Consider the following 15,631-nt stretch of genomic DNA (forward strand, 5'->3'; position numbering starts at 1 on the left):
GATGAGCAACAGCCGCACCGACGTCCTCCGCGCAGCCCGCGACATCCTCCGCGAGCACAGCCTGGCCGACCTGTCGATGCGCCGCCTAGCCGCCGAGCTCGGGGTCAGCCCCAACGCCCTGTACTGGCACTTCCCCAACAAGCAGACGCTGCTCGCCGCGCTCGCCGACGACATCCTCGGCGCGGTGGCGATCCCGCCCGCCGACCTGCCCTGGGACGAACGGCTGAACCTGCTGGCCACCGGTATGCGCGCGGCGCTGCTCGACGTGCCCGACAGCGCCGAGGTCGTCTCGTCGAGCTGGGCCAGCGGGCTGTCCACGAAGGCCATCGCCGCCGACATCGCCGCCGCCGCGCACACCGGCGGGTTGTCCCTCCGCGACGCCGAGGCGGTGAGCACCGCGATCTGCCAGCTCGTCATCGGCCTGACCATCGAAGAGCAGACCCGGGCCCAGATGGAGCGACTCGGGGTCATCGGGCCGTCCGGGCGCGACTTCGGCGGCGAGTTCGCCGACGGGCTCGAGATCATCCTCGACGGCGCGCGCACCCGCCGCCGCTCGTAGGAACCTGACCGGCGGTGACCCATCCCACCCGGGTGTCGGGACCGGCGGAGTCGGGTTTTCACAGATTCGGCGGGTACATTGCTACCCGGCCGAAACCGTTCCCGACCCGAAAGAGTCCCGCGTGGCATCGACGACCCGAGTAGTGGCGCCGGAGTCGGCCCCCTCGACGCCGACGACGCCTGCCTACCGCACCGACCTCGACGGTCTGCGCGGCATCGCCATCACCCTCGTGGCCTGCTTCCACGTGTGGTTCGGCAAGGTCTCCGGCGGCGTGGACGTCTTCCTCACCCTGTCGGGCTACTTCTTCATCGGGTCACTCCTGCGGCACGCGATCTACGCCCAGAAGCCGCACGTCACCTTCCGCGACACCCTCAACCCGTGGCCGCGGCTCAAGCGACTGCTCCGACGCCTCCTGCCGGCGCTGATCACCGTGCTGCTCGCCGTGACGGTGCTGACGGTGCTGATCCTGCCCGACACGCGCTGGGCCAACATCGGCCACGAGATCGTGGCCAGCGCGCTGTACTACCAGAACTGGTACCTCGCCGAGAACTCCCAGGACTACCTGGCCGCGAGCTCGGCGAACAGCCCGCTGCAGCACATCTGGTCGATGTCCATGCAGGGGCAGTTCTTCGTCCTGACGCTGGTCGTCGCGCTGCTCTTCGCGGGTCTTCTGAAGCTGCTCGCGAAGGCCGTCCGCCCGTTCGCCGATCCGCGCGTGATCAAGGTCCTGGTCTTCGCGGCGGTCCTCGTCGTCGCCCTCGGGTCGTTCTGGTGGGCGCACCGCGGCATGGCGATCAACCAGCCGTACAACTACTACTCGACGATCTCGCGACTGTGGGAGCCGCTCGTCGGCGGTCTGCTCGCGATCTGGCTGCCGTCCCTCAGGGTCCCCAACTGGGTGCGCAACCTCGCCACGGTCGGGGCCCTCGGGCTGATCATCAGCTGCGGCTGGTGGATCGACGGCGTCAACGAGTACCCGGGCCCGATGGCGCTGTTCCCGGTAGGCGCGACGCTGGTGATCATCTGGGCGGGCGCGACCGCGCTGCAGCGGCCTGCCCACGGCGCACACGCCGCGCCCGACGTCCTGCCGGTCGCCAACCGCGCGCTGGCCTCCACCTGGCCGGTGTGGCTGGGCACGATCGCCTACTCGCTGTACCTGTGGCACTGGCCGCTGCTCATCTTCTACCTGACCTGGCGCGACAAGAACCACGCGAACTTCATCGAGGGCGTCGGCGTCCTCGCGGTGTCCATCGGGCTGGCGTGGCTCACCAAGCGCTACATCGAGGACCCGTTGCGTGAGGGCGACCGCTCAGCGCTGGCGCACGGAGACCGGCAGGGCCGTTCGCGGTGGTTGTCCTACACCTCGGTGGTGACCGCGATCCTCGTCGCGGGAACGGTCGTCGCGGGTGTCGGGATCAAGCTGTGGGAGCGGCACGTCGACAACATCGTCGTCGACACCAAGAATCTCGACCCGCGCCTCTACCCCGGCGCCCGGGCCCTCCTCGAGGGGTGGCCCGTGCCGGCCGTGGACCCGCAGCCGTCGGCGCTCGAGGTGATCCAGGACTTCCCCGAGACGTCCACCGACGGCTTCATGAGCGACTTCACCGACAACGAGATCCACGTCGGCGTCTACGGCGATCCCAACGCGACGCGCACGATCGCCCTCGCCGGCGGCTCACACGCCGAGATGTGGATCTCGGCGCTCGACACCCTCGGCAAGCGCAACGGCTTCAAGGTCAAGACGTACCTGAAGATGGGCTGCCCGTTGTCGACGAACAAGGTCCCCAAGCAGCGCGGGGTGCCCTACCCCGAGTGCTACGACTGGGGTCAGCGCGTCATCGAGGAGATCATCGCCGACAAGCCCGACGCGGTCTTCACCAACTCGACGCGCCCGCGCGACTACAAGCCGGGTGACTGGGTTCCGCCGGACTACGTCCCGATCTTCGACCGGTTCCTCGACGCCGGGATCCCGGTGTTCGGCATGCGGGACACCCCGTGGCCGAAGAACGCCAAGGGGACGATCGACACGCCCATCTGCCTCGCCGACGGCGGCGACGCGGAGAGCTGCGGCTCCCGGCGCGCGGCCGTCCTGGCACCCGAGGACCCCGCACTCGAACTGGCCGCGACCCGACCGGACTTCCACCCGCTGGACATGTCCGAGGGCATCTGCACCGACGATTTCTGTCCGGCCATCGTCGGCAACATCACCGTCTACAAGGACCCGCACCACCTGAGCGCGACCTTCGTCCGCAGCCTCATCGACGAGCTGGGGCGCCAGATGGCGCTCGCCATCCCGTGGGCCGGCCCCGACGTACCCTGACCTGCCCATTCACCACCGCACACAATCCTTGCGGCCGTAACGCGGACTGCCGCGGGGCAAATCTCTCCGAGATGACCGCCCGGCCCGACCCGACTAGGGTCGGTGCATGACGTCGTCAGGAAGCCGGGCATGACCGTATCGCCGACCCCGGAGCAGCAGGCGCCGGACTCCGATGATCCCGGCGCGGGCGCCCCGTCACCACGAGGCTCCTCATCCGGTGACACCGTGGCGCCCGCGGTGCCGATGCCGGACGACCCGATCCAGGCCGACGCCCTGGTCGAACCCGAGCCGGCGCCGATACCGGTCTGGCCGGGCACGCCGTATCCGCTCGGCGCCACCTACGACGGCGCCGGCACCAACTTCTCGCTGTTCTCCGAGGTCGCCGAGGCCGTCGAGCTCTGCTTGATCGACCGGGACGGCAAGGAACGCCGCATCCGCCTCGACGAGGTCGACGGCTACTGCTGGCACTGCTACCTGCCCAACATCGGGCCCGGACAGTTCTACGGGTACCGCGTGTACGGCCCCTACGATCCCTCGCGCGGACTGCGATGCGATCCGAGCAAGCTGCTCCTCGACCCGTACGGCAAAGCCTTCTACGGCGACTTCGACGGCGACGCCTCGCTGTTCTCCTATCGCCTACCAGATGCCGGGGAAGACGACGTCACGAGCGACGGGTCCCCCGATTCCGGGGACGCCGCCGAGGCGTCGGCCGCGCCGGATCAGGCCGAGGGCTCCTCGCCGGAGTCCACCGGCGTGGACGGGTCCCCTGACGCGACCGCGGATGCCGAGGGAGCAGAGAGCGCAGACGAGCCCGAGGACTCCGGGGAACCCGCGGCCGGGCCGGAGCCGGACCAGGCACCCCACGACTCCCCGCCGGTCGCCGGATCGTCGGACGACCTGCCGGGCCTCGACTCGCTCGGGCACACCATGGTGTCGGTGGTCATCAACCCCTACTTCGACTGGCAGAACGACCGCTCCCCGAACCGCCCGTACCACAAGACGGTCATCTACGAGGCCCACGTCAAGGGCATGACCATGACGCATCCCGGTGTGCCCGAGCACCTCCGGGGCACCTACGCCGGGCTTTGCCACCCGGTGATCATCGACCACCTGAAGTCGCTGGGCGTCACCGCCATCGAGCTGATGCCGGTCCACCAGTTCTTGCAGGACTTTGTGCTCCGCGACCAGGGCCTGCGAAACTACTGGGGCTACAACACCTTCGGGTTCTTCGCGCCGCACATCGAGTACTCGTCGAACCCCGACCAGCCGGCCAGCGCGGTGACCGAGTTCAAGGCCATGGTGCGCGAGTTCCACAACGCCGGCATCGAGGTGATCCTCGACGTGGTCTACAACCACACCGCCGAGGGCAATCACCTCGGTCCGACCGTGTGCTTCCGGGGCATCGACAACGCCGCGTACTACCGCCTCGTCGACGACGATCCCGCCATGTACATGGACTACACCGGCACCGGCAACAGCCTCAACGGCCGGCATCCGCACACCCTGCAGCTGATCATGGACTCGCTGCGGTACTGGATTCTCGAGATGCACGTCGACGGCTTCCGCTTCGACCTCGCCTCCACCCTGGCCCGCGAGTTGCACGACGTGGACCGCCTCTCGGCGTTCTTCGATCTGGTGCAACAGGATCCGGTGGTCAGCCAGGTCAAGCTCATCGCCGAACCGTGGGACATCGGCGAGGGCGGCTACCAGGTCGGCAACTTCCCTCCCCTCTGGACCGAGTGGAACGGCAAGTACCGCGATACCGTCCGCGACTACTGGCGCGGCGAGCCGGCGACGCTAGGCGAGTTCGCCTCCCGCCTCACCGGGTCGTCGGATCTCTACGAGGCGACCGGGCGCCGGCCGCTGGCCAGCATCAACTTCGTCACCGCCCACGACGGGTTCACGCTGCGCGACCTGGTGTCCTACAACGAGAAGCACAACGAGGCCAACGGCGAGGACAACCGGGACGGCGAGAGCCACAACCGATCCTGGAACTGCGGGGTCGAGGGCCCCGCCGACGATCCCGAGATCAACGAGCTGCGCGCCCGCCAGCAACGCAACATCCTGGCCACGTTGTTCCTGTCGCAGGGCACCCCGATGCTGGCGCACGGCGACGAGATCGGCCGGACCCAGCACGGCAACAACAACGTCTACTGCCAGGACAACGAACTGTCCTGGATGGACTGGTCCCTCGCCGAGGAGAACGCCGACCTGCTCGAGTTCACCCGCAAGGCGATCGCGTTGCGCACCGCGCACCCGGTGTTCCGGCGGCGTCGCTTCTTCGCGGGCAAGCCCATTCGCTGGGGCACTCAGGCCCTCGACATCGCCTGGCTCACCCCCGCCGGGGTCGAGATGACCACGGCGGACTGGGACAGCGGATTCGGCAAGAGCCTGGCCGTGTTCCTCAACGGCCACGGTCTCGAGGAGAAGGACGAGCGGGGCGAACGGGTGGTCGACGACTCGTTCTTCATCTGCTTCAACGCCCACTATGAGCCGATCGACTTCACCCTCCCGCCCGATTCCTACGGCCTGGAATGGGTCGGCGAACTCGACACCACGTGTCCCACGGGCGATTCGGAGCTGGCCGCGTCCGCGGGCGACACCGTGACGGTCGGCGGCCGGGCCGTCCTCGTCCTGCGGAAGACCGCGTAGGCCCATGGGCACCCGACCGGGGCGGCCGGAACCGCGCGCGACCTACCGCTTCCAGGTGAACGCCGACTTCACCTTCGCCGACGTCGTCTCCACCCTGGACCATCTCGTCGACCTCGGGGTCAGTCACGTGTACCTGTCCCCCATCGGCACCGCCGCCACCGGCTCCACGCACGGCTACGACTGGCTGCCACCGCCGACGGTCTCCGACATCCTCGGCGGGCTCGACGGCCTGCGCGAACTGCGTAGGGCCGCAACCGAACTCGGGCTCGGACTCATCATCGACATCGTGCCCAACCACACCGGCGTCGCCGACGCGCTCGCCAACCCGTGGTTCGCCGACCTGCTGCGCCACGGACCGCATTCGCAGTACGCGTCGTTCTTCGACGTGGACTTCTCCGCGGACAACGGCGCCGGCGGCAAGATCGCCCTGCCCGTCGTCGCGGCCGACGGCGACCTGGGTCCGCTCACGATCGACCGGCACGGCAACCTCCGCTACTACGACCACTCCTTCCCCGTCGCCCCGGGCACCGGGGACGGCACCCCCGCGGAAGTCCATGCGCGCCAGCACTACAAGCTCGTGCCCTGGAACAGCGGCCTGATCGGGTACCGCCGCTTCTTCACCGTCAACGAACTCGCCGCACTCCGCCAGGAGGACCCGGTCGTCTACGACGCCACACACCAGTGGCTGCGGGATCTGGCCGCCGAGGACCTGATCGACGGTGTGCGCGTCGATCATCCGGACGGCCTGTGGGACCCGCAGCACTATCTGCAGCGGCTGCGCTCCGACATGGGTGACGACCGATTGATCTACATCGAGAAGATCCTCGCGCCCGACGAACCGCTCGAACCGAGCCTGCCGGTCGAGGGCACCACCGGGTACGACCAGATGCGCGTCATCGACGGCCTCTTCGTCGCCCCCTCGGGGGTCGTCCAGCTGACCGAGCTGCACGAGCACCTCACCGGCGAGACCGGCGACGGGCGCTGGATCGAGGCGGTGGAGCACTGGCAGAAGCTGACCACGTTGCGCGAATCCTTCCCCACTGAGCTCCGGAGACTCGTCCGCACCATCACCCACGCCGATCCCGCCGCCGACTCCGAGGCGATCGCCGAGGCGTGCGGGGAGCTCATCGCCGCACTCGGGGTCTACCGCGCCGACTATCCGTCGCTGCGGTCGCGGTTGGAGACGGCCGCGGTGAAGATCGCCGCGGAGCGGCCGGAGCTGACGCGGCCGCTCGGCGCCGTCGTCCGAGCGACGCGCAGTCCGGGCGCCGCGAGTTCGCGACTCGCGCAGACCTGCGGCGCCGTCACCGCGAAAAGCGTCGAGGACAGCCTCTTCTACCGCACCGCGCGCCTGGTGTCCGCTCAGGAGGTGGGCGGCGACCCGGCGAATCCCGCGTTGTCGGTGGCCGACTTCCACGAGCACAACGAGGCGCGAGCCCGCCTGTGGCCGCTGGCGATGACCGCGACCTCCACACACGACACCAAACGCGGCGAGGACGTCCGCGCCCGGATCGCCCTGCTCTCGCAGGTCCCCGAGCGGTGGTCGCTGCTCATCGAGAAGGTGTGGCTGAACACCGAGATCCCCGACGGCCTGACCGCGTACTTCCTGCTGCAGAACATCTTCGGGGTCTGGCCGACGGACGGTATCGTCACCGAGGAGCTGCGCACCCGCCTGGTCGAATACGCGCGCAAGGCGTGCCGCGAGGCCGGGCTGCACACCTCCTGGACCGAGATCGACGAGGAGTTCGAGGTCTCGGTCGAACGCTGGATCGACGAGGTCACCACCACCCCGGTCGCGGCCGCCGTCACCGAGCTGGTCCGCCGCGTCACCCCTGCGTGGGAACAAGAAGCCCTGGCGCGCAAGGCGATCGCCATCCTCGGACCGGGTGTCCCCGACATCTACCAGGGCACCGAGTGGTGGGAGGACTCCCTCGTCGATCCCGACAACCGGCGGCCGGTCGACTTCAGCCGCCCGCCGGACCACCCGAAGACCGCGATGGTCCGGAACGCCCTGCGTGTGCGGGCCGAGCATCCCGAGGCCTTCGGCCCGTCCGGCACCTACACCGGCCTACCCGTCGACGGCGCCGCACACGACCACGGCGTCGCCTTCGCCCGCGGCACCGGCGAGTGCGCGTCGGTCGTGGTCATCACCGCGCGCTTCACCCACAGCCTGGACCCGGTCTCCGCGGCGGCGACGACGATCGAGCTGCCGGCCGGCCGGTGGCGCGACGTGCGCGGCGGGGCCATCCACGAGGGAACCGTCGATCTGCACACCGCGCGCGCCGGACATCCGGTGGCGATCCTGGTGCGGGACTGAACGGTCCGCCGACAGCTCGACGGACACAAGAAATCCGGCTGCGTTTGTCCTGGGATTCGGGGCCGGCGCAACCGGATCTCTTCGTTCCTGGTCCTAGCCTCCCGGCTGCGGCGCTGGGGCCGGCTGGTTCTGCTGCGGCGCACCACCGCCGGGGAGCGACTGCGACGGGTCGATCTGGCCGCTCGGGGCGCCGGGCGGGCCGTCGACCTTGGACACCAGCCACTTGCCGTCTTCCTTGGCCAGGTCGAGTCGGAACACCATGAGACTGGTCCCGCCGGTCGGCAGTTTCACGCTGCGGCCGGTGACCTCGGCCATCACCACCGTCTTGGCGGTGTCGGTGCTGACCGTCTCCACCGCGACGACGTTGATCTTCGAGGTCACCTCGATCTTGAGCGCCTCGACGTTCTGCTCGGTGTCGTCGCGCTCCTGCTCCAGCCGCTTGCGCAGCTCGCCGGTCGAGAGTGGTCCGAGCAGCTCCTTGGAGTTTCCGGCGTTCTCGGCGTTGAGCGTCGTCACCAGCTTGCCGACGAAGTCGGCGGACGCGGTCTTCGCGTCGGCGAACGCGTCGGCCTCGCGCTGCAGTGTGAAGGTCCGCCAGCCGAGGAACCCGACGGCGGCGATCAGCGCGATCACCAGCAGCGCCCCGACGGCGCGCCGGATGCCGCGTGCGGTGATGGTGACCGCGAACTCCTTGTCGCCGGAGGCGGTGTCGTCGGAACCGCGTGTCTCCACGGTTCTCGTCGACGACGCCGTGGTCTTCTCGGCGGCGCTCTGCTTCGGCCCCGATGCGGACCGGCGGGCGGTCTTGCCGCGCGGCGCCGCGGGCTTGTCGAGGCTCACCTTCGCGTCGGAGGCGTCCGAGCCGTCCGTGGCCGGAGTCTCCGCGCCGGCCTCGTCGACGCCGCTGTCCGCGGTCACCTCCGGGGTCTCGAGATCGGCGTTCTCTCGGTCGTTTTCATGGTCTGTCATCTACAGGTCACGCAACTTGTCTTCGTCGGGTGTCGAGTCGTCATTTGTCGAGCGGCACCGTGCGCGCGTTCGGGTCGTAGCCCGGCGGCGGTCCGGCGGTGTCGTCGCCCGGCGGTCGTGGTGCGTTGGCCGAGCCGCGGATCTGCTGGTTGGGATCCTCGGTCACACAGTACAGATTGACCGGGACCGCCAGTTCGAGGATCTGGGTCGGCCGGCGCGGCGTGACCGGGTAGTTGCAGGCCGGGCGCGGGTACACCGAACCTAAGACCCACCACGCGCCGTCGTGGAACATGGCGAGGCTCTTGATGCTGGCGTCGCGGATCGACGGCAGCAGCACCGCCAGCGCCGGGGCGCGCAGTGCGCCCTGCTCGGCGATGTCGAGGAACTGCTTCATCACGTTGGTCACCGGATCGGTGAGTTGGTTGATCGATCCGGCGAGGCTCGTCATCTGCGACGGTCCGCGGTCGAGGAGCGTGCGCAGTTCCTTGTCCGCGGCGGCCGCGGCGTTGATCAGGTCACTCAGCGACGAGACGGTGTCGCCGAAGTCGGGCTGGATCTGCGAGGTCGTCTCGAAGATCGTGCCGGCGTTCTTGATCAGGCGCGTGGTCTCCGGCAGCGCGGTGTAGAGCTTGGCGAAGATCGTTCCGCCCGAGTCGAACAGGACCTTGAGGTCGTTGTTGCCGTCGTCGGTGTTCAGCGCGATCCGCAGGTTGTCGACGGCCGACCGCAGCTGCTCGGCGTCGATCTCCTGGATCAGTTCCAGCGAGGACTCGAGCAGATCCGGGAACGGCGTGGTGACCTCGGTCTGCGCCGGACCGATGCGATCGCCGTCTTTCAGGTACGGCCCGTCGTTGGTGGTCGGCTGGAAGTCGACGTACTGCTCGCCCGCCGCGGACAACCCCAGTGCCGCGACCTTGGAATTACGGTTGATCTTGTACCGCGAGTCGATGGAGACCTTCACGGTCACCGACTCAGGTTGCACCTGCAGCGACTTGACGTCGCCGATCTTGGCTCCGCGCAACGTGACATCCGAGGTGTCCTGCAGGCCGCCGGAGATCGGGAAGTCGATGGTCACCGAGTACTTGCTCTCCAGCGGCCGCCAGCTCAGCGCCCCCATCGACAGGTAGGCAAGGCCGACGAACATCACCACGACGAGCGCGATGTTGCCGAACAGCACCGAGTGCTTGCGCAGGAAACCGACCACGCCGCTCATCCGCAGCACCCCCTGGTTCCGGTCAGCCGGGCGAGCAACCGGGCGACGGTCTGTTGGAGCGCCTCCGAACCGCGGTCGATGTCGGACGCCTCGGGAAGCCTGCTCGCCGAGTCGAATCCGACGCCCGGGTTCAGCCAGTAGACCTTCGCCGACACGACCGCCGCGCTACCCGGCGTGGACTTGGCCCACTTGGGCACCAGCACGTGCAGGTTGTCGGCGAGCGAGCCCAACGGGCCCGCCGCCTGCCGCAGCCCGGCGAGCACCGTGTTCAGGTGCTCGAGCATCTCGACCAGATCGTCCTGGTCGGTGTCGAGGAAATCGTTGGTCGCCGCGGTGACCGTCTGGGTCTTGTCCAGCGTCGTGAGGATCGACCCGATCTGCGAGTTCAACGACTCCAGGGCGGGACCGAGCTTGTTGATCGACGCCATGATCTGGGCGCGTCCGGCCGCGAGCTCGCCGGTGAGGACCCGGGTGGTCTCCAGCGAGCGGTCCACGCGGCCGGCGTTCTGGTTGAGCTTGCGGATACCGGTCGTCAGTCCGTTGATGGCTCCGCTCAGGTCCGACGGATTCGTCGCGACGGCCTTGCTCAGCTCCGTCAGGACGATGGTCAGCGAGTTGAGCGAACCGCTGTCGACGACACCGGACATGCTGATGAGCAGATCCTCGACGGTGGACGCCGCGGAGGTGGGACCGGTCAGGGTGTCCCCGTTGCCCATGTAGCCATCGGGAGCATCGGGCGGCGGCAGCAGCGCGACGAACACGTCGCCGAGCGGGGTCGCCTGGCGCAGTTCGGCGCCGGTGCCGACCGGCAGGCGCGCGTCCTTGCTGACGTCCATCGTCACCACGGCCTTGTAGTCCTTGGCGCTGATGGTGTCGACCTGCCCGACGTCCATGCCGTTGAGCTTCACCTTCGCCCGGCTCGGCAGGTTGAGGGCGTTGTCGAAGTTCGCGGTGATCCGGATGGATTCCCCGATGCCGCCCGGCGCGGGCAGCGGGATCTGCTCGACGGTGAGCCCGGGCAGCATGCCGCAGCCGGTGAGGCCCATGAGCGCGGCCGTCAGCAGCGCGAGGACGCTCCCCCGGCGCACCCGGGTCCGCCGGGGCGTGGTCTCACGGCGCCCGATGTGCAGGGAATGCCTTGTCGCCGCCCTCATTTGACCAGCTCCCACATGGCCGAGTAGATGCCCAGGTCGGGACCGAAATCCTTCAGCTTGCCCGTGCGGCAGCCGTCCTTCTGCAGGTTGATCGCCTCACAGAACTTGGCGAGCAGCTCGTTGTCCACCAGCGACTTGCCGAGCAGCACCTGGTTTCGCCCCGCGCCCTGCTCGGCGGAGATCGAGTTGCTCAGGTTCTGGAACAGCAGCGGCGCCACGTCGATCGTCTCGACCACCTGACGCGAGTAGTCGCTCAGGTTCGCGGTCAACGCCGCGAGGCGGTCGAAGGACACCGAGATCGTGTTGGTGTTGCCGCGCAGGAACTCGGTCGTGTTCTGCAGGGTCTGGTTGAGGTTGCGCAGGGTCGCGACCAGACCGGGCGACTGCTGCCCCAGCAGTTCCGACACCTCGTTGACCGACTTCGAGAACGCCGTCATCTTCGGGTAGTTCTTCACCAGTGTGGTGGTCAGTCCCTCGATGGTCTCGATGACGTCGACGAGCGCATCGCTGTTGCCGGATACCACCTCCGACGCCTCGCCCAGCTGCTCGAGGGCGGCACGGATCTCCTCGCCGTTGCCGTCGGCGATCCCCGCGGTGATGTCGATCATGTCGGCCAGCGGGGCCGGGCCGCCCTTCGGTCCCTTCAGCGCGACGACGAGCCCGTCGATGGCGTCGAAGAGTTCCCCGATCGAGACCGGCGCCTTCGTCTCCTGGATGACGCTGCCGTTCTCGAGCTTCGGACCCTCCTGGTAGACGGGGCTCAGCTCGACGTGCCGGGTGGTGACGATCGAGGTGTTCACGATCGCGGCGGTCGCGTCGGCCGGGACCGGGATGTCGGAGTCGATGGTCATGGTGACCTTGACCCGATCGCCCTGCGGCTCCACGGAGGTCACCTGTCCGACCGGCATGCCCAGCACCGAGACGTCGTTGGTCTCGTACAGGCCGGCGACGTTGTCGAAGTAGGCGGTCACCTCGATCGCCTGACCGAACGCGGCCTTCCAGCTGCCCGGGATCATCGAGCATCCCGAGAGTCCGACGACGGCGAGCAGGGCGATGCCCGCCAGCAGCGTCGAGCGACGCAGTTTCGTCATGCTCAGCATCCGTCCACCACCTTGGCAAGGCAGAGCCAGTTGTCCGGGAAGATGCCCCACGGCAGGTAGCTGTTCACGTAGGGGCCGTCGCCGATCACGTTGTTGGTCAGGCGCGCGGTCACCGGCAGGATCTCCAGCAGCTTGCGGAGATTGTTGCGGTTCTTCTCCAGGCCCTGGGTGATCGTGTTGAGGTTGGCCATGATCGGGGCGAACTGGTTCGCGTTCTCCCCGGCGACCGCGCTGGCCTGTTCGGTCAGCTCGGCGATGCCGTCGAGCAGTCGGGTCACCAGTTGTTCGCGCGCCACGATCTTCTGGGTCAGCTCACGGCCCTGACCGACGATCACGGCGAGCTGTGCCTGGTTGTCGTTGACGATGTTCGTGATCGTCTTGGTGTCCTCGATCAGCTGGTTGAGCTGGTCCTTGCGCTGGGTGATGACCTCCGACATCTGGGTCAGCGCCTCGAAGGTCGGCTTGGTTATCGCCGGGACACCCGACATCTGCGAGTTGAGCTCGTCGATGCTCTCCGCGAGCGTCTTGTCGTCGATGCCGGTGAGGATCGGCGCACCCTCCTCGATCGTCTGGTTCAGGTCGTAGGGCACCGCGGTGTTCTCGATGTGCCCGTCCTTGATGCCCTCGTCCGATCGGCCCAGCGACACATCGACATAGCGCTGACCGAGGAGCGTCGACATCTTGATCTCCGCCGATCCGTCGGACTTGACGTGCACGTCGTCGTCGACCTTCATCGCGACCGCCACGTGGTCGCCGGCGAGCTTGGTCTCGGTGACCTCGCCGACGTCGACGCCGGCGACGCGGACCTTGTCGCCGGGGCGGATGCCACCGGCCTGGGCGAAATCGGCGGTGAGGGTCTGCTTGCCGAGATGCGCCTCGGCGAGCGCGGTCACGCCGAGCAGCAGCGCGACGATGACGACCGCGCCGATGACGCCGGTCCAGACCCGGGAGTTGCTGCGGAAGCTCTTGCGAAACCAGCTCATCGGCACACCACCGAGTGGTTGGTGCCGCCGATCTTGTTGAAGATCCCCGGCGGCAGCAGCACGTCGCCGATCGCGACGTCGAGGTCGCAGGCGTAGCTGCTCAGGTAGGCGCCCTCGCCGAGCACCTGCGCGAAGTGCCCGAGGAAGACCGGTGCGTCGACGGCCATCCGGTCGAGCTTCGCGCCGTTGGCGATGAGCGTGTTGGTGGCGATCCGCCCGTTGGTGGCGGCGGCGGCCAGGCTGTCCCGGCTGCGGCTCAGGACGTCGGCGAATCCGCTTGCGGTCCGGCCGATGTCGGTGACGGCGCTGCCGAAGGCCGCCGAGTTCGCGTTGAGGTTCTCGATGAGGTTGCCCATCGATTCGATCACCGTTCCGAACTGGTCGCCCTGACGGGACAGGTCGCGCATCACGGTGCTCAGGTTGTCGATGATCGCGCCGATCACCACGTCGCGGTTGGCGGTGTCCTCGGCGAGCCGGCCGACCTCGGCGACGGTCCTGGTCAGCGCCACCGTGTTGTCGGGGTCGTTGAAGACCTCGATCAGGCCCTGCGACAACGCGTTCACCTGGTCGGCGTCGAGGGTCTCGAACACCGGCTGGAAACCGCCGAGCAACTTGGTGACGTCGTAGGAGTCCTCCGACGGCATCTCCAGCGTCGAGCCCGGCTTCAGCGGCTCGCTCGGCTTGCCGTCGACGAGGGTCAGGTTGAGGTACCGCTGGCCGATCAGGTTCTGGTAGCGGATCGCCGCCCGGGTGTTGGTGTAGACCTGCTGATCGGTCTGCACCTCGAATTCCACCCGGGCACGGTCGCCGTCGAGGTCGATCTTGTCGACGCGGCCGACGCGGACGCCGGCCATGCGGACGTCGTCACCCTTGGCTAGGCCCGAGGCATCGTCGAAGAAGGCGGTGTAGTTGTTCGTCGACCCCGACACCGACCGTTCCAGGGTCGAGAAGATCACATAGGTCACGAGCAACGCGAGAACAGCGAAGATCGAGAAGCCGATCAGCGGTTTGCGGATCGAACCCGAGGCCGAGCTCATCGTCCCCCTCCCTGCCCGGGCGCAGCGGCGTCACTTGCTTCGATGGACTGGACCAGCGGCCCCAGCATGATCGTGTCGGCCGCCGACGGCGTGCGGCGCAGCACCGCGCCGAGAGTCTTGTTGTCCGAATCGGTGGTCACCATGCCGACCGGCCGGTTCCGGCGCATCCCGTCGGACGGGTAGATCTGCAACGGACCCGACATCGTCGGTCCGGTGCCGGTACCGGGCCCCACACATCCCGGTCCGCGCAGCTGCCCGTACGGCCCGCCGTCGTAGACCGGGCAGTTCTGCCGCTTGTACTGCACGAACGCGCCGAAACTGACGCCGATGTTCAGCTGCAAGTGGCCGTTGGTGCCGGTGAAGACCGTCAGCACGCGCGCGGCGAGCTTGTTCAGCGCGACGATCGCCTCCGGCAGCGAGTTCGGTTCCAGCACCGTGGCGCCCAGCATGCGGTTGAGGTCGGAGATCAGGCGCTGGCCGCCGTTGCCGTTGCGCGCGAACATCAGCTGCGTCTGGTCGAGCAGACCCTGGGTGCCCGACAGCAGTGCGGCGAGGTCTCGCTGCTTCTCGGCGAGCGTCACCGACGGGATCACGCTGCGCCCCAGGGCGTCGAGCAGCTCCGGCGCCGACTGGGCGAGGCCGCTCAGCGAGCGGTCGAAGTTGTCGAAGCCCGGCGGGGCGCCGGCCGGGAACTGCGCGTTGATCGAGTCGAAGTAGTTGCGGAGGATGCCCACGAACGAGCCGAACACCGAGCCGCCGCCCTTGAGCGCACCGGCGATGGTCCCGAGCACCTCGGCGAGATCCTCCGGCGGCACCGCGTCGAGCAGGCGGTTCAGCTCGTTCTGCGCGTCCTGCAGCTTGATGGTCTCCAGCGACGTGTCGGCCGGGATGACGGCGCCGTTCGACAGGCGCTCGGTGCCGGGGTCGGCGGGGCGCACCAGCTCGACGGAGTTGACGCCGAACAGGTTCGACGGCACGGTCCGCGCCGTCACCGACGCCGGGATCCCCTCGGCCTGCTTCGGTGTGATGTCGATCTTGACCTGCTTGACGACCTTCGCGGCGTCCTCCCGGCTGTCCTCGTCGACCGAGATCGACTCGACCGACCCGACGATCAGGCCGTTGTAGCGGACGTCGGCGCCGGGGGTCAGGCCGTCGCCGACGTCGACGAGGTCGGCGGTCACGGCGACCGTCTTGGTGAAGTCGCCCTGGTAGCGCATGAACAACAGGACGAAGACCACGAGCAGGACGAGCACGAAGGCGATCCCCCGCAGCACGTACTGCGTCATCGAGGGATTGCGTCCGTCGGTTGCGATGTTCACCGGATCCC

Annotated in this window: 11 protein-coding genes; 4 read left to right on the forward strand and 7 right to left on the reverse strand. The window is 68.4% G+C overall.

All coding sequences use genetic code 11. The annotated features are described in order from the left end of the window. The first annotated feature begins 1 nt into the window (after position 1). The 4 genes from QAD21_RS14815 to treY all read left to right on the forward strand — a co-directional run bounded on the left by QAD21_RS14815 (position 2) and on the right by treY (position 7,848). On the forward strand, positions 2 to 559 hold the full coding sequence (locus QAD21_RS14815; protein ID WP_040526138.1) for a TetR family transcriptional regulator: 558 nt from the start codon (positions 2 to 4) through the stop codon (positions 557 to 559). Between the two features lie 142 nt (positions 560 to 701). Next, entirely contained in the window at positions 702 to 2,879 is a 2,178-nt protein-coding gene (locus QAD21_RS14820; protein WP_280361753.1) for an acyltransferase family protein, read from the forward strand. 243 nt (positions 2,880 to 3,122) lie between these two features. Next, complete coding sequence (gene glgX, locus QAD21_RS14825; protein ID WP_280361755.1) at positions 3,123 to 5,531, forward strand: glycogen debranching protein GlgX; 2,409 nt, start codon at positions 3,123 to 3,125, stop codon at positions 5,529 to 5,531. A gap of 4 nt (positions 5,532 to 5,535) precedes the next feature. After that, positions 5,536 to 7,848 (forward strand): malto-oligosyltrehalose synthase, encoded by a 2,313-nt coding sequence (treY, locus tag QAD21_RS14830; protein WP_280359800.1) that lies wholly within the window; start codon positions 5,536 to 5,538, stop codon positions 7,846 to 7,848. Between the two features lie 93 nt (positions 7,849 to 7,941). Here treY and QAD21_RS14835 read toward each other — a convergent pair whose 3' ends face one another. The 7 genes from QAD21_RS14835 to QAD21_RS14865 are packed head-to-tail and all read right to left on the reverse strand — an operon-like array spanning position 7,942 to position 15,623. Next, a complete protein-coding gene (locus QAD21_RS14835) occupies positions 7,942 to 8,817 on the reverse strand; it encodes a hypothetical protein (protein WP_280359801.1) in 876 nt (291 codons plus the stop codon). Positions 8,818 to 8,857: 40 nt separating this feature from the next. Further along, positions 8,858 to 10,030, reverse strand: coding sequence for an MlaD family protein (locus tag QAD21_RS14840; protein WP_068970356.1), 1,173 nt, complete (start codon positions 10,028 to 10,030; stop codon positions 8,858 to 8,860). Continuing rightward, positions 10,027 to 11,184 (reverse strand): MlaD family protein, encoded by a 1,158-nt coding sequence (locus QAD21_RS14845; protein ID WP_280359802.1) that lies wholly within the window; start codon positions 11,182 to 11,184, stop codon positions 10,027 to 10,029. The genes QAD21_RS14840 and QAD21_RS14845 overlap by 4 nt, the downstream gene beginning before the upstream one ends. Beyond that, entirely contained in the window at positions 11,181 to 12,284 is a 1,104-nt protein-coding gene (locus QAD21_RS14850; protein ID WP_277243786.1) for an MCE family protein, read from the reverse strand. The genes QAD21_RS14845 and QAD21_RS14850 overlap by 4 nt, the downstream gene beginning before the upstream one ends. Beyond that, a complete protein-coding gene (locus QAD21_RS14855) occupies positions 12,278 to 13,267 on the reverse strand; it encodes an MCE family protein (RefSeq protein WP_068970355.1) in 990 nt (329 codons plus the stop codon). Before QAD21_RS14855 ends, QAD21_RS14850 begins: the two co-directional genes overlap by 7 nt. Beyond that, positions 13,264 to 14,304, reverse strand: a complete 1,041-nt coding sequence (locus QAD21_RS14860) for an MCE family protein (protein WP_137808496.1) — start codon at positions 14,302 to 14,304, stop codon at positions 13,264 to 13,266. Before QAD21_RS14860 ends, QAD21_RS14855 begins: the two co-directional genes overlap by 4 nt. Beyond that, on the reverse strand, positions 14,301 to 15,623 hold the full coding sequence (locus QAD21_RS14865) for an MCE family protein (RefSeq protein WP_137808495.1): 1,323 nt from the start codon (positions 15,621 to 15,623) through the stop codon (positions 14,301 to 14,303). The genes QAD21_RS14860 and QAD21_RS14865 overlap by 4 nt, the downstream gene beginning before the upstream one ends. Between the last annotated feature and the right edge of the window lie 8 nt (positions 15,624 to 15,631).

Origin of the sequence: Gordonia sp. SMJS1, from assembly GCF_029866425.1 — a bacterium.
GTDB classification, from domain to species: Bacteria; Actinomycetota; Actinomycetes; order Mycobacteriales; family Mycobacteriaceae; genus Gordonia; species Gordonia hongkongensis.

Bases quoted from the DNA above. Each gene is read 5' to 3' on its own strand.
- treY (WP_280359800.1), top strand. From the start codon at position 5,536: ATGGGCACCCGACCGGGGCGGCCGGAACCGCGCGCGACCTACCGCTTC.
- QAD21_RS14860 (WP_137808496.1), bottom strand. From the start codon at position 14,304: ATGAGCTCGGCCTCGGGTTCGATCCGCAAACCGCTGATCGGCTTCTCG.
- glgX (WP_280361755.1), top strand. From the start codon at position 3,123: ATGCCGGACGACCCGATCCAGGCCGACGCCCTGGTCGAACCCGAGCCG.
- QAD21_RS14840 (WP_068970356.1), bottom strand. From the start codon at position 10,030: ATGAGCGGCGTGGTCGGTTTCCTGCGCAAGCACTCGGTGCTGTTCGGC.
- QAD21_RS14855 (WP_068970355.1), bottom strand. From the start codon at position 13,267: ATGAGCTGGTTTCGCAAGAGCTTCCGCAGCAACTCCCGGGTCTGGACC.
- QAD21_RS14845 (WP_280359802.1), bottom strand. From the start codon at position 11,184: ATGAGGGCGGCGACAAGGCATTCCCTGCACATCGGGCGCCGTGAGACC.
- QAD21_RS14850 (WP_277243786.1), bottom strand. From the start codon at position 12,284: ATGCTGAGCATGACGAAACTGCGTCGCTCGACGCTGCTGGCGGGCATC.
- QAD21_RS14835 (WP_280359801.1), bottom strand. From the start codon at position 8,817: ATGACAGACCATGAAAACGACCGAGAGAACGCCGATCTCGAGACCCCG.
- QAD21_RS14815 (WP_040526138.1), top strand. From the start codon at position 2: ATGAGCAACAGCCGCACCGACGTCCTCCGCGCAGCCCGCGACATCCTC.